18 protein-coding genes and 1 pseudogene are annotated in these 16,166 nt (G+C 62.1%); 5 read left to right on the top strand and 14 right to left on the bottom strand.

What is annotated here, in order from left to right:
* Window positions 1-29 precede the first annotated feature (29 nt).
* The 6 genes and pseudogenes from Q1A91_RS14615 to pobA form a co-directional block, all read right to left on the bottom strand.
* Window positions 30-869, bottom strand: coding sequence for a 3-keto-5-aminohexanoate cleavage protein (locus Q1A91_RS14615; RefSeq protein ID WP_299878793.1), 840 nt, complete (start codon window positions 867-869; stop codon window positions 30-32).
* Window positions 862-1,401, bottom strand: a complete 540-nt coding sequence (gene pcaG, locus Q1A91_RS14610) for a protocatechuate 3,4-dioxygenase subunit alpha (protein WP_299878790.1) — start codon at window positions 1,399-1,401, stop codon at window positions 862-864. Before pcaG ends, Q1A91_RS14615 begins: the two co-directional genes overlap by 8 nt.
* Window positions 1,398-2,123: a protocatechuate 3,4-dioxygenase subunit beta gene (pcaH, locus tag Q1A91_RS14605; RefSeq protein WP_299878787.1), complete on the bottom strand. Its 726-nt coding sequence runs from the start codon at window positions 2,121-2,123 to the stop codon at window positions 1,398-1,400. The genes pcaG and pcaH overlap by 4 nt, the downstream gene beginning before the upstream one ends.
* Entirely contained in the window at window positions 2,116-2,523 is a 408-nt protein-coding gene (pcaC, locus tag Q1A91_RS14600) for a 4-carboxymuconolactone decarboxylase (protein ID WP_299879465.1), read from the bottom strand. Before pcaC ends, pcaH begins: the two co-directional genes overlap by 8 nt.
* An 18-nt stretch (window positions 2,524-2,541) precedes the next feature.
* A pseudogene (locus Q1A91_RS14595) lies at window positions 2,542-3,228 on the bottom strand (alpha/beta fold hydrolase); the annotation flags it as partial.
* Window positions 3,229-3,318: 90 nt separating this feature from the next.
* Entirely contained in the window at window positions 3,319-4,503 is a 1,185-nt protein-coding gene (gene pobA / locus Q1A91_RS14590) for a 4-hydroxybenzoate 3-monooxygenase (protein WP_299878784.1), read from the bottom strand.
* 139 nt (window positions 4,504-4,642) lie between these two features.
* On the opposite strand from pobA, the gene Q1A91_RS14585 reads away from it, so the two are divergent.
* Window positions 4,643-5,524 carry a helix-turn-helix domain-containing protein gene (locus Q1A91_RS14585; RefSeq protein WP_299878781.1) on the top strand — a complete coding sequence of 294 codons (882 nt, stop codon included), beginning with the start codon at window positions 4,643-4,645 and terminating at the stop codon, window positions 5,522-5,524.
* Window positions 5,525-5,758: 234 nt separating this feature from the next.
* Here Q1A91_RS14585 and Q1A91_RS14580 read toward each other — a convergent pair whose 3' ends face one another.
* Window positions 5,759-6,553, bottom strand: a complete 795-nt coding sequence (locus Q1A91_RS14580) for an N-formylglutamate amidohydrolase (protein WP_299878778.1) — start codon at window positions 6,551-6,553, stop codon at window positions 5,759-5,761.
* Window positions 6,554-6,573: 20 nt separating this feature from the next.
* Window positions 6,574-8,820, bottom strand: a complete 2,247-nt coding sequence (gene ptsP, locus Q1A91_RS14575) for a phosphoenolpyruvate--protein phosphotransferase (RefSeq protein ID WP_299878775.1) — start codon at window positions 8,818-8,820, stop codon at window positions 6,574-6,576.
* 156 nt (window positions 8,821-8,976) lie between these two features.
* Between ptsP and Q1A91_RS14570 the strand changes: the two genes are divergently transcribed.
* Window positions 8,977-9,144 carry a hypothetical protein gene (locus Q1A91_RS14570; protein WP_299878772.1) on the top strand — a complete coding sequence of 56 codons (168 nt, stop codon included), beginning with the start codon at window positions 8,977-8,979 and terminating at the stop codon, window positions 9,142-9,144.
* 7 nt (window positions 9,145-9,151) lie between these two features.
* On the opposite strand, the gene Q1A91_RS14565 is transcribed toward Q1A91_RS14570, so the two are convergent.
* The 4 genes from Q1A91_RS14565 to Q1A91_RS14550 all read right to left on the bottom strand — a co-directional run bounded on the left by Q1A91_RS14565 (window position 9,152) and on the right by Q1A91_RS14550 (window position 12,203).
* Window positions 9,152-10,390: an aspartate kinase gene (locus Q1A91_RS14565; RefSeq protein ID WP_299878769.1), complete on the bottom strand. Its 1,239-nt coding sequence runs from the start codon at window positions 10,388-10,390 to the stop codon at window positions 9,152-9,154.
* A 182-nt stretch (window positions 10,391-10,572) separates the two neighbouring features.
* Window positions 10,573-11,217: an SDR family NAD(P)-dependent oxidoreductase gene (locus Q1A91_RS14560; RefSeq protein WP_299878766.1), complete on the bottom strand. Its 645-nt coding sequence runs from the start codon at window positions 11,215-11,217 to the stop codon at window positions 10,573-10,575.
* 15 nt (window positions 11,218-11,232) lie between these two features.
* A complete protein-coding gene (locus Q1A91_RS14555) occupies window positions 11,233-11,661 on the bottom strand; it encodes a DUF1178 family protein (protein WP_299879462.1) in 429 nt (142 codons plus the stop codon).
* A 71-nt stretch (window positions 11,662-11,732) separates the two neighbouring features.
* Window positions 11,733-12,203: an NUDIX hydrolase gene (locus tag Q1A91_RS14550; protein ID WP_299878764.1), complete on the bottom strand. Its 471-nt coding sequence runs from the start codon at window positions 12,201-12,203 to the stop codon at window positions 11,733-11,735.
* Window positions 12,204-12,322: 119 nt separating this feature from the next.
* Between Q1A91_RS14550 and modA the strand changes: the two genes are divergently transcribed.
* From modA to modC, 3 genes are read left to right on the top strand one after another with little or no spacing between them, the layout of a single operon-like run.
* Window positions 12,323-13,051, top strand: coding sequence for a molybdate ABC transporter substrate-binding protein (modA, locus tag Q1A91_RS14545; RefSeq protein WP_299878761.1), 729 nt, complete (start codon window positions 12,323-12,325; stop codon window positions 13,049-13,051).
* Window positions 13,048-13,737, top strand: a complete 690-nt coding sequence (modB, locus tag Q1A91_RS14540) for a molybdate ABC transporter permease subunit (protein WP_299878759.1) — start codon at window positions 13,048-13,050, stop codon at window positions 13,735-13,737. The genes modA and modB overlap by 4 nt, the downstream gene beginning before the upstream one ends.
* Complete coding sequence (modC, locus tag Q1A91_RS14535) at window positions 13,734-14,822, top strand: molybdenum ABC transporter ATP-binding protein (protein ID WP_299878756.1); 1,089 nt, start codon at window positions 13,734-13,736, stop codon at window positions 14,820-14,822. Before modB ends, modC begins: the two co-directional genes overlap by 4 nt.
* A gap of 2 nt (window positions 14,823-14,824) precedes the next feature.
* On the opposite strand, the gene Q1A91_RS14530 is transcribed toward modC, so the two are convergent.
* Together Q1A91_RS14530 and Q1A91_RS14525 are read right to left on the bottom strand one after the other, a co-directional pair.
* Entirely contained in the window at window positions 14,825-15,595 is a 771-nt protein-coding gene (locus tag Q1A91_RS14530; RefSeq protein ID WP_299878753.1) for an EcsC family protein, read from the bottom strand.
* 45 nt (window positions 15,596-15,640) lie between these two features.
* Window positions 15,641-16,129 carry a GNAT family N-acetyltransferase gene (locus Q1A91_RS14525; protein WP_299878750.1) on the bottom strand — a complete coding sequence of 163 codons (489 nt, stop codon included), beginning with the start codon at window positions 16,127-16,129 and terminating at the stop codon, window positions 15,641-15,643.
* Between the last annotated feature and the right edge of the window lie 37 nt (window positions 16,130-16,166).

Here is a 16,166-nt window from a genome sequence, read left to right as displayed (position 1 = left end):
CAGAAAGGCCCCGGATGCTCTTGGGCCAGTCAGACAGCCGCAGGGGCGAGGCCCAGAATATCCCGCGTCTGCGCAAAACTGGCCACAGGGCGTTCGTATTTCTCACACAGCTCAGCCGCACGCGCGATCAGTGCCGCGTTGGATGGCGCAAGTCGCGCGCGGTCCAGCCGCATGTTGTCTTCCAACCCTGCCCGCGTGTTCCCGCCTGCGGCGATGGCCCATTCGTTGACCTCGATCTGCGCAGGCCCGATGCCAGCGGCGCACCACGGTGCCTCCGGCGCGCGGGCGCGCATGGTTTCAACGTAGAAGTCAAACACCGCCTTGTCCGCAGGCATCGCGTTCTTCACCCCCATCACGAACTGCACATAGAGCCTGCCGGGCAGCACCCCGGCCTTGTGCATCGCAATCGCCTGCAAGATATGGCTCAGATCAAAGGCTTCGATCTCAGGCGTGATGCCATATGTGGTCATTTCTGACGCCAGCCACGCGACCAGATCAGGTGGGTTTTCATACACGCGGGTCGGAAAATTGTTTGAGCCGACAGAGAGCGACGCCATGTCAGGCCGCAATGGCAACATGCCGCCCCGCTCCTGCCCCGCTCCGGACCGTCCTCCGGTTGAGAACTGGATCACCACACCGGGGCAGTGTTTCTCCAACCCTTCTTTCAAGGCGGCGAACTTCTCCGGGTCAGACGACGGTGTCTCATCCGCGTTGCGCACATGCGCGTGGATGATCGACGCCCCCGCTTCCACCGCCGCGTGGCTGCTTTCGATCTGCTCGGAAACCGAAATGGGCACGGCTGGGTTGTTGGCTTTGGTGGGCACGGATCCGGTGATCGCGCAACACAGGATACATGGGTTTTCAGACATCGAAGAATACCGTTTCTTTCGGACCTTGCAGGTGAATGTCCAGATGATACCCGCCTTCAACGGCCCTTGCCACAAGCGTCTGCGCTCGCGATCCAGCGCGCTGATACACCGGATCGCTGCTGTTGTCCTCATCCGCAAAATAGGCGCGTGTTGTCAGGCCAAGGCCGATCCCCCGCGCCACGATCCACACCAGGATATGCGGCGCCTGCGCCCCCATGGCGCCGGGTTTCAGCGTCTCGAACCGGAATGCGCCCTGCGCGTCGGCGGGCTGGCGTCCCCAGCTGGTGAACCCCTCGGGTGAAAAGGTCCCATCCGGAGCGGCTTGCCAGATCTCGACCATCGCGTCGGTTACCGGTGCCCCTTCGCCGTCATAGACCGCGCCGATGAAGCTGATGCGCGTGCCCGCGACCTCTCCCGTGATCATCTCGGCCCCCAGATCCTGCCCGTCGTACATGCCGCGCAGGCCCGCAAACCGGGGCACACAGCCAATGTGGACGTAAGGCCCCGCAGTTTGAGAAGGCGTTTCCTTCATGTGCCGTCCTTGAAGTTCTCAAAATAGGTGGCATCGCGCCCGCGCAGAGTGATGTCAAAGCGGTAGGCGCGGATGTCCATCGGCACAGTCTGTCCCATGTCCAGCCGCGCCACCAGCGTGTCGATGCCCTTGGGGTCCGGAATGGACTGCACAATCGGGCAAAGCGCGATATGCGGATCACCTTCGAAATACATCTGCGTGATCAGCCGCTGGGCAAACCCGTCTCCAAAGACAGAGAAATGAATATGTGCGGGCCGCCAATCGTTGCCGCCATTGGGCCAGGGATAGGGGCCAGGCTGTATGGTGCGAAAGCTGTAGGTCCCGTCAGGCCCCGTCACACACCGCCCGCAGCCGCCGAAGTTCGGGTCAAGCGGCGCAAGGTAGCCGTCCTTCTTGTGACGATAGCGCCCGCCTGCGTTGGCCTGCCAGACCTCGATCAGCTTGCCCGGCATCGGCCTTGCGTCCTGATCGCGCAAAACCCCATGCACAAGGATACGCGGCCCCAATGCCGCTTGCCCCGCTGCGGCGTAGTTGACGATCAGATCGTCATCATCCGCCCCCAGCATGCCTTGCCCGAAGACCGGCCCGGCCATCTCTGTCGCGGTTGGCGCGTAGTGCAGCAAGGCATGCGACGGCGCGCGAAAATGGGTTGAGCGATAGTCCGGATAGAACGGCGGCGGATGCGCCCCCAGATCGCGTGGTTTGAACGGTGCCTCAGCCATCACCACTCTCCCTCATCTCTGCCAAGGTCTGCTTGGCCAGTTTCAGCGCATGGTTTGCCCGCGGAACACCCGCATATACCGCAACATGTTGAAAAACCTCACGCAAATCACTCTCCCCCGCGCCGGTGCGGGCAGTTGCGCGCACGTGCATGGGGATTTCATCAAAATTCCCCAAGGCTGCCAGCAGCGCCAGGGTCAGCATTGACCGCTCGCGCAGCGATATCGCGTCACTGGCCCAGACCGTGCCCCATGCGCCTTCGGTGATCAGGGTTTGAAAGGCATCATCAAAGGCGGTGCGCGCGCCCTCTGCCCGGTCAACATGGGCATCCCCCAACACCGCGCGGCGCACGGCCATACCGGCCTCCTGCCGGGTCTGTGCGGGTGCTGTCCGGTCGATCATATCCCGGATGACCTGCGCCACAGCATCCGGAGCATCAAGACAGGGCAAATGCCCCACACCTTCCAAAGTGATGTGCCGCGCCCCCGCAATGCGCCCGGCAAGATCGGCAACCTGTGCCGGCGTCACCGATCCATCCGCACTGCCCGACACGCAAGTGGTGGGCAGCATGATCCCGGCAGTTTCCGATGTCAGATCCGCGTCGCGCAACGCGGCGCAGGCCTGCACATAGGCGTCCGGATCGTTACGTTGCAGCATTGCCTTGTGCCCCGCCCAAGCCTCTGGTGCCGCGTTTTTGAAGGCGGGGGGAAACCATTGCGCCAGAATGTCGTCAGCAAGTGCAGCCAGCCCCTGCGCCCGCACCGCTGCAATGCGCGCTTCCCACCGCTCAACCGTGCCAATGCGCGGGGCCGTGTTGCACAAGACCAGCCCCCGCAGCAGATCAGGACGCACCGCCGCCACATACTGCGCCACCATGCCCCCAATCGACACACCGCAGAGGATCACCTGTTGCAGCCCAAGCGCCTCAAGCAGCGCAATCAGATCCCCGCCCAGCGTCTGGATGGTGAGCCCATCCGGCCCACAGTCCCACCCACTGGCACCATGGCCCCGCAAATCATAGGTCAACCGCGCCTGCGTCGGTCCGAGCGCCAGTAGCGCATTGTCCCAGATGCTCTGATCACATCCCAGCGCATGGGCGCAGACCACAACCGGCCCACTGCCCTGTTGATGGCGATAGGCAATCAGGGTCTCGTTGCACGTCTTGAAGTCCAAAAGCCTCTCCGCCCCTGCGCCGGATCACTCCAGCGGCAGGCCTACGTAATTCTCTGCAATTGTCTTCGATGCGGCTTCCGATTGCACGAGGTAATCGAACTCAGCCCGCTGCATCCGCTTTTCAAACGCCGAATGCTCGGGAAACTGGTGCATCAGGTTGGACAGCTGCCATGAGAACCGCTCCACCTTCCAGACGCGGGCCAGAACGATCTGTGAATAGCTGCCGATATGCTCGGTCGTGCCGGTGCGATAGCGTTCGATCAAGGCGCGCGACAGCAAACGCACATCTGCCACGGCCAGATTGAGCCCCTTCGCCCCTGTCGGCGGAACAATATGCGCCGCATCCCCCGCAAGAAACAGGTTTCCATACCGCATCGGCTCCGCCACGAAGGACCGCAGCGGTGCGATGGATTTCTCAATCGATGGGCCGGTTTGCAAATCTGCGGCAGAGGCTTCACCGATGCGGCGGGCCAGTTCTTCCCAGAACCGGGTGTCGGACCAATTGGCCACATCATCCCCGGCTTCACACTGGAGGTAGTATCGACTGCGGGTCTGCGACCGCATGGAACACAAGGCAAATCCGCGCGCGTGATTGGCATAGATCAATTCGTCACTCACCGGCGGGCGTTCGGTCAAAAGCCCAAGCCAACCAAAGGGATAGACACGCTCAAAGGTGTTGAGCACATCCCGGGGGATAGCCCGGCGCGACACGCCGTGAAAGCCATCACAGCCCGCGATGTAGTCACATGTCACCGTCATCGCCGTGCCGTTTTGGGTAAAACTGACCGTGGGTTGATCCGTTTTCATCCCTTCGGGCGTGACGTCTTCGGCATTGAAGAAAAAACGTGCGCCTTCGGCGGTTCGCTTGTCGAACAGGTCCTTCGTCACTTCAGTCTGGCCGTACACCAGCACCGATGCGCCCGTGTGCGCCGCGATATCAATGCGGTGGCGCTCCCCGTCAAAGGCCAGCTCGAAACCTTCATGCACCAGCCCCTCTTGGTGCATCCTGTCGCCCACACCCGCCTCCGTCAGCGCGTCAACGGTGCCACGCTCCAGGACACCGGCCCGAATACGCCCTTCGATGTAGCTGCGGTCACGGCGATCAATCACGATGCTGTCCACACCGGCATTGGCCAACAGTTGCGATAACAACAATCCGGCAGGTCCCGCGCCAATGATGCAGACCGATGTACGATGGGATTTGGACATTAAGACACTCGCCGAACGGAACCTGAGGTTGAGACTAGGCAGAATGCCCGTCCGGTCTCAAGGGACCATTGCCGTTAATACTTGCACTATCCGATCTTTTGGCTACCACAGGGAACAAAAACGACCGGGGAATTATCTTTTGCTTCAAAAACCCATCCCGACCTATGCGCTCTATGGCGAATTCCTGTCTGCCACGGAATCTGATCCGGTCCACCATGAGACCATCCGTGAGCGCAGCAGCAAACATGGGTGGGACATCAAACTGCACCGCCACGAAGCCCTTTCGCAGTTCTTTCTGTTCGAAACACCCGGTGTGCAGGTGCAAGCCGGAGAGGTCGCGTTTCGCACCACGGGGCCGACGATCCTTTGTGTGCCGCCCATGGTCACTCATGGTTTTCAGTTTCCCAAGGACATTGTGGGCGACGTGCTGAGTTTTCCGCTGGAGCAGTTGGAAGACACCGCGCGCAACCGTCTGAGCGTCTTTACGCAGGGCAAGCCACGGGTCATGACACCGACCCCCACGCTGAACTTTGACGGGGTGCGACAGATCACCCGGCACCTTGCCCGCGCCTTTCACGCTTTTGAAGCCGACCGAACCGAATTGTTGCAGCATCTGATCCAGACCTTGCTGATCTACCTGACCGCCGGGCAGCCACAGCACATCGCCCCCGCCACCGGTGGCATCGATCTGACCAAACACGAACAACAGTGCCAGACGTTCTGCAAACTGATCGAACAGAAATACACCAGTGACGCCGCTGTTGGGTGGTATGCCCATGCGCTTGGGGTTTCGCCCCCGCATCTCACCCGGATCAGCAAACGCATCCTGGGTGCCACCCCAAACGATCTGATCACCCGCAGACGCATGATCGAAGCGGAGCGTCTGCTGAAGTTCACCCTGCATCCCATCGCGGATATTGCACTGCGCGTCGGGTATCGCGATGCGCCCTATTTCAACAGAGCCTTCAAGCGTTGGCATGGAGTCTCACCAGGAGTTTTTCGGAGAACCCAATCGGTGTGAAGGGTGCTTAATCGAGATTAGGATCATCCCTTAACTATTTGATATTTAATTTGAAATTCAGAATCTATATATAGTTCACCACTCCAGAACACCGCTCGCAAACGACGATTGATCACCCAAGCGCGCGCACCCGAATTTCTCTGTTGATTCAGATGTTTGATTACGTTTCAGCCAAAATCAAACCGCGTTCTGATGCCCCTCGTCTACATTTCGCGATTTAAGACATCTGTATGCTCACCATTGTGAGCGCTCATTGAGCAATTCAACCAAGTCGTTGAGAACCCTATATAAAACAGACCTCAAACGCTCTGCTTTGTCAGCACGCCAATGCCAGGGCGGCACTTCATCCATGTAACTCCGCTGAGCCAGTTCCAGCCGCATCGCATGGAGGTTGCGTGCCGGACGCCCGTGTTTGAGCACAGACCATCCGCCGCTGGTGCCGGGACTGAGCGCCGTATCGTAGTCTTGGGCCGCATAACAGCGCGTCAGAACAGAACGTTCCATCGAAGGTGTACAGGATTTGGATAAATTGGTCCAAATGTTGAAAGTTGGAAAGTCATGCAGGACATCCTGTGGATTAAATGATCCAATTGAATGACAATCGAACAGTAACGCAGTGCCATGGAGCTCCTTGAGGCGCTGCATTTCGACCGAAATCGCATCGTGATAGGGCAAATGATACCGTTCTATCCGCGCAGCCATTTCTGCCGCGTCTGGCGCGGCATTTTCACGGTAAATCGCGGCACCTTCACGGTCTGTAAGGGGAAAAAGCCCCGAGGCAGAGAGCCAGGGAAAGGTCTTCGAGGTTTCCGGCGCATGATCAACGTCCAGAACGTAGCGGTGAATGGGCGTTTGAATCACGCTAAGATCCATCCCCAAGCCGTTGTAAAGACGGTCAATATGCCAATCCGTCTCGGCGAGCGCCCTGCCTGTGTCACTGAAGGTTTCAAAGATATCCACAGGCACTTCCGTACCCGAATGAGGGATGCCGAGCACGATAGGCAGACTGCCTTGCGTCACCTCGATCATAACCCCTCCCCGATCCCGCCTCAGCCTTGATGCTGGGCCCGGACATACTCCATCACCGCGCCGCGTACAGACATCTCTCCGCGGTCTCTGGCATCGTGAATGACCTGTCGCACCTCATCCAGCGCGCAGCGCCGCAGCAGGCTCTTGACCGGCCCGATTGACGCAGGACGCATGGAGAGCGTCCGAAACCCGATGGCAGCAAAGCACAAAGCCTCAACCGGGCGCCCCGCATCTTCACCACAGAACGACAGCGCCGTGTCGGTAACCCGACACCGGTCCGCGATCCCTTCGAGAAAGGTCAGGAAACTGACGTTCAGCGTATCATAGCGCCGGCGCACCCGCTCATTCTCACGATCTGCGGCGAAGAAGAACTGCTTGAGGTCATTGCCACCAATCGACAGAAACTCCACCTCTTCAAAGAACTTCTGCGGCGCAAAAGCGAGGCTGGGCGTCTCCAGCATCGCCCCCACCTCAATCCGTTCCGGCAGCACGTGGCCCAGCCGATCTTCGCGGGCAAGTGCCTTGTCCATTTCCGCCCGCGCGGCGCGGAATTCCTCAAACTGCGCCACAAAGGGGAACATCACCGTCAGCGGCCGCCCGTTTGCCGCACGGATCAACGCCTGCAACTGCATGCGCATCACCCCCGGTTTATCAAGCCCAACCCGGATCGCGCGCCAGCCCAGCGCCGGGTTCGGCTCATCGTTGGGTTTCATGTAGGGCAGCACCTTGTCCGACCCGATGTCGAGCGTGCGAAACACCACCCGCTTGCCCTGTGCCGCATCCAGAACGCGGCTGTAGAGCGCTGACAGCTCAGACCGCCGGGGCATCTTGTTGCGCACCAGAAACTGGAGTTCCGTCCGGAACAGGCCCACACCTTCCGCGCCGGAATTGCCGAGCGAAGGCAGGTCCGCCATCAGGCCCGCGTTCATATGCAGGCCAATTGTATTGCCGCACCGGGTCATGGCCGGCAGATCCCTAATCGAGGAATATCGTTCCTGCGCAGCCGCTTGCATGGCGATCTTGTCGCGAAATGCCGCCGCAACCGTATCCTCGGGACGCAGGTGCACAATGCCCTGCTCCCCGTCCACCATGATATGATCGCCATTCAGCGCTTCATTGGTGATCCGGCTTGCATGCACCACCAGCGGGATCGCCAGCGCCCGCGCGACAATCGCCGCATGGCTGCCCACCGATCCACCTTCCAGCACGATCCCCTTGAGCTTGCGGCCATACTCCAGCAACTCCGCCGGTCCAATGTTACGCGCAACAAGGATCGGATCGCGGGGTAATTCGGCGCCGGTATCCGCGCCCTGCCCGGTCAGAATGCGCAGCAACCGATTGCTGAGATCATCCAGATCGCTCAACCGCTCCCGCAGATAGGCGTCTGTGATCTCGCTCATCCGGGCGCGGGCCTGCGATTGTTCCTTTTCCACAGCCGCTTCGGCAGACAGGCCGTTCTGGATGTCCTGCGTCATCCGCCGCATCCAGCCCTTGGAATTGGCAAACATGCGGTAGGCTTCGATGACCTGCTGCTGATCCTTGTCCCCTGCCGCCATCGACAGCATCTGATCCACGCTCAGCCGCAGCTGATCCACCGCTTCGGTCAGCCGCTCCGTCTCGCGGACCGGATCATCGGCAATCGGGTTTGACACCACCACGCGCGGCTCATGCAGCCAGACATGCCCTTCGGCCACGCCCTCCTGCCCCACGGTGCCGCGGGTCATCACCGGCTGGCTGTGGCGCGCGGACATCGCGGCCCCTTCGCCCACAAATGCACCCAGCTCCGTCATCTCAGCCAGCACCATGGCGACCACTTCAAGCGCGTAAATCTCATCAGCGGAGAATTCCCGCGCCGTTTTCGATTGCACCACGAGAACGCCCAACGGCTCTCCCAAGCGCTGCACCGGCACGCCGAGGAAGGAGGAATAGATCTCTTCCCCCGTCTCCGGCATGAAGCGAAACCCCGGCGCTTGCGGGGCATTTGGCGTGTTGACCACCTTGCGCCGCTTGGCCACCCGGCCCACCAGACCTTCGCCCAGCTTCATCCGCGTTTCATGCACCGCTGCCGCATTCAACCCTTCGGTCGCACAGAGCTCCAGCGTATCCTGGTCGCGGAACAGGTAGATGGAGCAGACTTCGCAGCCCATCGACGTGGCAATCAGATGCGTGATCTTGTTCAGCCGCGCCTGACCCGCGTCATCGCCTGCCATGGCGTCGCGCAAGCGACCCAGCAGTTTTCGGCTTTCCGTTTCAAAGCGCTCTGGCATTCCCGCGCGCCTCCCCCCGTGATTAAGCGGCTTAGACCACAGTTCAACAGAGAGGAAAAGTGCGCCCGTTGTCCAGCCTCTGCGTAGCGATCAGACACGCAGGGCCTTGCGACCGCGCCTCCAGATGCCCAAATCAAAGGCAAGGGAGGCTTTCACATGCTGTTTATCGGACTTCTGATCCTGTCCATCGCCGGTGCCTGGTGGACTTACCGTGACGCCACATCCCGCGGCATGCGCGGTCAGGGGTGGGCGCTCTTCATGGTGCTGACCAGCTGCCTTGGGCTGCCGGTCTATCTGATGATCCGCAAACGCCGCGTGGCCTAAACGCGCCTCAAGCTGCTTTGTCCAGCTCAAAAGCGTCATGCAGCGCTTGGACGGCCAGTTCCATGTATTTGCGGTCAATCAGAACGGATATCTTGATCTCTGACGTGGTGATCACCTTGATATTGATGCCTTCGGCGGACAGACACTGGAACATCTTTGCGGCCACGCCCGTGTGGCTGCGCATCCCGATCCCCACGACGGATACTTTGGCCACATCATTGTCAACGATCAACTCTTGATAGTTGAACACCCCGTCGGTCGCCGCCTGCGCCATCGCCTTTTCGGCGCGCGCCACCTGATCGACCGGACAGGACCAGGTCATATCCGTGCGCCCCTCCTCCGAGATGTTCTGAACGATCATATCCACATTCACCCCCGCATCGCTGAGCGTGCTGAAGATCGTGGCCGCAATCCCCGGACGGTCCGCGACGGAGACAAGGGTCATCTTCGCTTCATCCCGGCTGAAGGCGACGCCTGCGACAACATTGCTTTCCATGATTTCCTCCTCATCACAGACCAGCGTGCCTGCGTCATCTGATTGTTCTTCAAAGCTCGACAACACGCGCAGCTTCACCTTGTAGCGCATCGCCAGCTCGACCGAGCGTGTCTGCAAGACCTTCGCGCCAAGCGATGCCAGCTCCAGCATCTCCTCGAAGGATATCCGGTCCAGCTTGCGCGCCTTCGCCTCAACCCGTGGATCGGTGGTATAGACCCCATCGACATCGGTATAGATATCACAGCGTTCCGCCTCGAACGCCGCCGCAAAAGCCACCGCCGTGGTATCCGACCCACCGCGCCCCAGCGTGGTGATCCGCCCCTCCGGGCTCACGCCCTGAAAGCCCGCCACCACAGCAACCTTCATGCCTTCGCCGAACTTGGCCAAGATGTTGTCGCTGGGAATTTCCTCGATCCGCGCAGCCGAATGGGCCGACGACGTCCGCACCGGCACCTGCCAGCCCTGCCAGGACCGCGCGGGCACATCCATCTCCTGCAAGGTCAGGGCCATCAGCCCCGCCGTCACATTCTCGCCTGAAGACACCACCGCATCATACTCACGCGCATCATAAAGCGGTGACGTCTCATTCACCCAGCCCACCAGCTCATTGGTCTTGCCTGACATGGCCGAGACGATGACGATCACATCATAGCCCTTGGCCACCTCAACCCCCACACGTTTTGCCGCGCGGCGGATACGGTCCAATGTGGCCACCGACGTGCCACCGAATTTCATCACCAGAACAGGCATGATCCCTCGCCTTCAAACTCTGCGGCTCTCTACGCGCTCAGCCCTCCAAGGGCAAGTCAGGCCCCGCCCCTCTTTTCTCTACAAATATCCCGGAGCACGAGGCAGAGCCTCGTTCCCGATTTGGCGAAGACAAATCCATAAAATCGCATGCGGGCTTGCCCGCTCCTGTCTGAGGGTGCCGCTCAGAACGGACAGGCATCTCCGTCCCACATCTCAAAACAACCCGTCGTCTCCACGCTCAGCGCCTCAAACCGCGCGACAAGCCCCGCAACGGATTCCGTCACGCTGATCGCGGCTGCATCACTGCCCATGTCGGTGCGCACCCACCCCGGATGGTAGACCCCTACGGCAATCCCCTCAGGCTTGAGATCCAGCGCAAGGTTCCGCCCCAGGTTCAGCACGGCCCCCTTGGAGGCCCGGTAGATATAGCTGCCGCCGCCCGCACGGGTGTCCGAGCCCATCTGCGAGCCGATGATGGCGATCTTTGCGCCCCCGGCCCGGCGCAGGTGTGGCAACAGGTGCTGAATGGTCAAGAACACCCCCGTCACATTGGCCGCAAAGGTCTGCGCCCAGAGATCCGCGCCAAAACCGTCTTCCAGCGCATGCCCCTTGTCCAGATAGACACCCGCATTGCACACCAGCAGATCAATCGCGCGATCCCCCAGCGCTTCGGCCATTTCGGCATGTGACCGGGGCTGGGTGACATCCAGCATCATCTGCGCGCCCGCACTGCGGCCGGTGCCAATCACCTCTTGGCCTGCTGCCGTGTAATGGGCCGCCAGCCCTGCGCCGATGCCTCGGGTTGCGCCGGTAATCAGAATTGTCATGATCGTCCTTTCAGCTCAGCTGAGTTTCTTTTTCGGCTTGAAGGGCAGCGGCATCACCGGCACCCCGTCGTCCACAAGCGCCTTTGCCTGCTGCAAATTCGCCTCGCCATAGATCGACCGTTCCGGCGCGTCACCAAGATGCATCGCGCGGGCCTCATCGGCGAACTTGTCACCAACGTAGTCGGAGTTTTCCTCAACTTTCTGACGCATTTCCGCCAAGGCTCTTTCCGCGTCCGACCCCGGTGCGCTCAGCGCCATGGGGGCCGCGTCTGTCTCCCCGCCTTTGGTGATGCGTGGTGCCATCACGGCTTTGCCCACCGTCGCGGAGCCGCACACCGCACAGGACAGATGCCCCGCCTTCTCAAGCGCGTCATAGGCGGAAGCGGACTGGAACCAACTGTCAAAGTCATGTCCCTGATCACATCTGAGCGTGTAGCTGATCATGCTGGCCTGCGTTGTTGCTGCGCCAACAGATGGGGCAGCGGCCCGCATGCGTCAAGCATGACAGCCCCTGTTTACCGGGATTTACCACTGGGGCGCGGGTCAAAATCCTTGATCAGCTGCGCCAGTTCCGGCTCCGTCACCAATCGTGCGGCTTTCTTGCGCGACACCCAGCGGCGGCGGCGCTGCCCGTATTCGGGAAAACGTTTGGCCAAGGCTTTGACCGCCACGGGATAGAGCATCGCAAGGCACTGCAAATCATCCGTTTCGAGCCGTCCCTTCGCGTAGGAATAGACGCCCAGACACGGCCCATCAGCCCGCCCGCGCACCCCGGCTTCTTCCCATGCCTCCTGCAACGCAGAGGCCGCGGGCGTGCGCCCTTCCATCGGCCAGCCTTTGGGCACGATCCAGCGCTTGGTGCGGCGGGAGGTCACCAGCAGCACCTGCACCTTGCCGCGTTTGATCCGATAACACAGCGCAGCAAACTGCGTGCGCACATCTCTTTTGGCTGCACCATGCAGGGAAATGGGCAATTGCTTGATCATGCGCACCCCATCGTTCAGCGCAGAAATACTGTCGGTCCAATCATAGAACCGGGATTAGGCGAAGGCCAGCGGGCGTGCAAGGCTTGTACCCCAAGGGGCCATGTTCAATAGTGCCCCCGATGATACGTACCTTCCTTTTCCTTTCAGCGCTTTGGAGCGGGACTGCCGCCTTGGCCGATCCGCCCCCCGTGACCGTTTTTGCCGCCGCCAGCCTGCGCGGCGTGCTGGAAGACGTGACCGAAAGCTATGACAGCACGCTCAGCCTGTCCTATGGCGGGTCCGGCACCATGGCCCGGCAAGTGGCCGCAGGGGCACCGGCGGATCTGGTGATCCTCGCCAATACCGACTGGATGGACTGGCTGGTGGATCAGGGCGTGGTCGCCGGTGAAAGCACGCAAGCCGTCGCCGGCAACAGGCTGGTGGTGATTGGCCCTGCCGGCACAATGCCGCTGGGGGAGCCGGGTTTGCTGCCCGTGCAACTGGGCAACGGGCGCCTCGCCATGGGGCAACGGGATGCGGTGCCCGCAGGCATCTACGCGCGCCAATGGCTGGCGGCATCAGGCCTCTGGGACAGCCTTCAGATCCAGCTTGCGGAAACGGACAACGTCCGCGCCGCCCTTGCGCTGGTGGCCCGCGCCGATGCGCCTTTCGGGATTGTCTATGCCAGCGACGCCGCAGCGGAAGCCCGCGTCGATGTGGTCTTTGCCATTCCCCCCGACACCCATGATCCCATCACCTATCCCGCCACCGCCCTCAGCCCCGCAGGGGCAGACCTGCTGGCCTTCCTGATGTCCCCCGCCACCCAATCCCGCTTTGCCGTCCACGGCTTTGCGCCGCCGCCCTCATGAGCGTGGACGCCGCCGCATGGGACGCCCTGCGCCTGTCGCTCTGGGTTGCCTGCTGGGCTACTGTGCTGGCCATCCCGCTGGCGCTTTGGGTGGCTTGGCTGCTGGCGCGGCGGTCCTTTCGGGGCAAAGGCCTGCTGAATGCGCTGGTGCATCTGCCGCTGGTCCTGCCGCCGGTGGTGACAGGGTATCTGCTGCTGATCGCCTTTGGACGCACAGCGCCAATGGGCCGATTGCTGGAAAGCCTCGGCCTCGGTCTTGCGTTTCACTGGTCGGGTGCGGTGCTGGCTGCGATCATCATGGGATTTCCGCTGATGGTGCGCGCCATGCGGCTGGCGATTGAAGCTGTCGATCCCAAGCTGGAAGAAGCCGCCGCGACCCTTGGTGCGCCCCGCATGGCCATATTTGCCCGCGTGACCCTGCCGCTCATTGCCCCCGGCATCCTTGCCGGCGCGGTGATGGGCTTTGCCAAAGCCATGGGCGAATTCGGCGCCACCATCACCTTTGTCGCCAATATCCCCGGCCAGACGCAAACCCTGCCCAGCGCGATCTGGACCGCCCTGCAAATCCCCGGCGGGGAAAGCCAGGCCGCCGTGATGGTGGTCATGGCCTGCATCGTCGCCCTCGCCGCTGTTGCGCTGTCAGAAGCGCTGGCGCGGCGCGTCGCGGCACGGATCGCTGGCCTGTGAGCCTGACCGTCGACATACGCCACCGGTTCGCGGGGTTCGCGCTCGATGTCAGCTTTGACGCGGGGCCGGGGATTACGGCCCTCTTTGGCCGCTCTGGCGCGGGCAAGACCACAATCATCAACGCTGTTGCCGGGTTGCTGCGCCCGGATGAGGGCCGGATCGCGCGGGGCAAAGATGTGCTCTTTGACGCCGCAAGCGGCACAGATGTGCGGCCGCAGGCCCGTGGTCTGGGCTATGTCTTTCAGGATGCACGCCTTTTTTCCCATCTCAGCGTCACCGAGAACCTGATGTTTGGCAGCCGCTATGCGCCGCGCGACCGTCCCGGTCCAACGCTGGACGATGTGGTGGCGTTGTTGGGGCTTGATGCGGTGCTGACCCGCGCCCCCGGCACCCTGTCGGGCGGAGAGAAACAACGCGTCGCCCTTGGCCGCGCGCTCTTGAGCCGCCCGCGCATGCTGCTGATGGACGAACCGCTTGCCAGCCTCGATGGCCCGCGCAAGCAGGACATCCTGCCCTATCTTGAGCGATTGCGCGACGGGCCGCTGGGCCTGCCCATTCTCTATGTCAGCCATGCGGTCGACGAAATCGCCCGTCTCGCAGACCGGCTTGTTCTGCTTCAGGACGGGCGCGTCGCGCGTCAGGGTCCTTTGTTTGAGGTAATGGCCGATCCCGCCGCCGTGCCGCTGCTGGGGGTGCGCGAAGCCGGTGCCGTCATCGAAGCGCAGGTGCTGGCCCATGCAGACGACGGGCTGTCCACCCTTGCGATCAGCGCAGGCCAGCTGGAATTGCCCGGTGTCCGGGCAGAGATTGGCGCAAGGGTGCGTCTGCGGGTGCTGGCGCAGGATGTGATCCTGTCGAAGGATCAACCGCGCGGGCTGTCATCCGTCAACGTGCTGCCCGTCACGGTGGAGGATGTGCACCCAGGTGATGGTCCGGGGGCAGCCATCGCCCTGAAAGCCGGGGCGGACCGCCTGCTGGCCCGTGTCACAGCGCGGGCAGTGGATGAGATGGGGCTGGCCCCGGGTATGGCCTGCCATGCGATCCTGAAGGCCACCACGGTCGCACCGGGCAGCATCGGGCGCTGAGCTCAGACCTCGCGCACCGGCACGCGGCCCATTTTCAGCGCCAGACGGGCGACCAGCTGGTCATGTGGCACATCGCCATCAATGGCGAGCTTGCGCATGGCAAAATGCACATGCGCCATGTCCTGATAATAGCTGGTGAAGGCGTAATTCGTCGCCGCTCCGGCCACGGCACCCAGCACCGGCACCGCCTGTGCCGCCAGTTTCTGGCCCAGCACGACCGCCAGCTGTGGTGCCACGCGCGCGATGACCGCCTGCATCGCCTTGCCCGTCAGCGCCAGTCGGGCGGACAGAAAGCCCAGATCAACGCCATCGTCATCCGACAAAGGCCCTGCGGCGGCAAAAACCTGTACGCAATCGAACTGCACACTTTCCGACGCCGGATCAAACCCGTGTTCAACCGCGACTCCCTGAATGACCCGCAACAACAACGTTGTTGTGACCGGCAATTCTGCCAAAGCCGTGGGCAAGCCGCCTGCCCCGCCAGCCGCGCCCATCGCGGCGCTGACGGCCTGATTGAGCCAGTCTTTCTGGTCCGGCACATACGTCCGGCTGGTGTGCGCGGCTTTCATCGCCTGCTCCAGCGCTTTGGTCGTGGCCCCTTCCAGATTGCGGCGCACAGGCGCGGGCAATCGGTCCAGCAAACCATCCGCAGACCCGCCAATCAGGTTCAGCACATGGATCCCGACCCCACCCGCAGCCTGGTAACGTGCTGCGATCTGGTCAAGCTGCGCTTCCACATCGACGGTGGCGGGCAAAGTGTCGGTGATATCCATTCGGTGTCCTTTCACCCCTAGATGTGGGGCATGCGCACCGCGATTTCAATCCGACCAGCGCCGGACTGGCCCCCGGACCCCGTCCCAGGCGTCAGGGCTCAGGTCCCGGCCCAGGACGCGGTCAGGGTTGGTGGGGGGCGGCATCTCTACGCCCTCCAACCGGGTAAAACCAAAGCGTTGGTAGTATGGCGCATCGCCCACCAGCATGACCCGGTCCCATCCCGACGGCTGCGCCAGACGCAGGCTTTCCTCGATCAGGGCATGTCCCAACCCTTCGCCCTGCCGGGTCGGGTGCACGGCAACCGGTCCCAGCAGCAATGCTGGCGTCGCGGCAATACGCACCGGCCAATACCGGATCGCGCCGCCCAGAATGCCGCCTGAGTCGCGCGCCACAAGGCTCAGCCCCGGCACCGCTGGCACGTCATCGCGCAGACGGTAGGACGACAGCGCCTCCCGACCCGGCGCAAAACAGGTGTCATAGAGCGCTTCAACCTCCCAGTCGTCGGCGGCGGTTTCGGGAGACAAGGTATACAACGCGGCGGGCCTTCTGGGTTTGCGGTGGCCTTGCCCC

The sequence above is a fragment of the uncultured Sulfitobacter sp. genome (genome assembly GCF_947500075.1).
In the GTDB taxonomy this organism is placed as follows: Bacteria; Pseudomonadota; Alphaproteobacteria; order Rhodobacterales; family Rhodobacteraceae; genus Sulfitobacter.
Note: the sequence above shows the minus strand (reverse complement) of the source record. Positions and strands in the feature narration are given on the sequence as shown.

Coding starts and splice junctions, on each gene's coding strand:
- Q1A91_RS14615 (WP_299878793.1), bottom strand. CDS start 869: ATGTCTGAAAACCCATGTATCCTGTGTTGCGCGATCACCGGATCCGTG.
- pcaG (WP_299878790.1), bottom strand. CDS start 1,401: ATGAAGGAAACGCCTTCTCAAACTGCGGGGCCTTACGTCCACATTGGC.
- pcaH (WP_299878787.1), bottom strand. CDS start 2,123: ATGGCTGAGGCACCGTTCAAACCACGCGATCTGGGGGCGCATCCGCCG.
- pcaC (WP_299879465.1), bottom strand. CDS start 2,523: ATGATCGACCGGACAGCACCCGCACAGACCCGGCAGGAGGCCGGTATG.
- pobA (WP_299878784.1), bottom strand. CDS start 4,503: ATGTCCAAATCCCATCGTACATCGGTCTGCATCATTGGCGCGGGACCT.
- Q1A91_RS14580 (WP_299878778.1), bottom strand. CDS start 6,553: ATGATCGAGGTGACGCAAGGCAGTCTGCCTATCGTGCTCGGCATCCCT.
- ptsP (WP_299878775.1), bottom strand. CDS start 8,820: ATGCCAGAGCGCTTTGAAACGGAAAGCCGAAAACTGCTGGGTCGCTTG.
- Q1A91_RS14570 (WP_299878772.1), top strand. CDS start 8,977: ATGCTGTTTATCGGACTTCTGATCCTGTCCATCGCCGGTGCCTGGTGG.
- Q1A91_RS14565 (WP_299878769.1), bottom strand. CDS start 10,390: ATGCCTGTTCTGGTGATGAAATTCGGTGGCACGTCGGTGGCCACATTG.
- Q1A91_RS14560 (WP_299878766.1), bottom strand. CDS start 11,217: ATGACAATTCTGATTACCGGCGCAACCCGAGGCATCGGCGCAGGGCTG.
- Q1A91_RS14555 (WP_299879462.1), bottom strand. CDS start 11,661: ATGATCAGCTACACGCTCAGATGTGATCAGGGACATGACTTTGACAGT.
- Q1A91_RS14550 (WP_299878764.1), bottom strand. CDS start 12,203: ATGATCAAGCAATTGCCCATTTCCCTGCATGGTGCAGCCAAAAGAGAT.
- modA (WP_299878761.1), top strand. CDS start 12,323: ATGATACGTACCTTCCTTTTCCTTTCAGCGCTTTGGAGCGGGACTGCC.
- modB (WP_299878759.1), top strand. CDS start 13,048: ATGAGCGTGGACGCCGCCGCATGGGACGCCCTGCGCCTGTCGCTCTGG.
- Q1A91_RS14530 (WP_299878753.1), bottom strand. CDS start 15,595: ATGGATATCACCGACACTTTGCCCGCCACCGTCGATGTGGAAGCGCAG.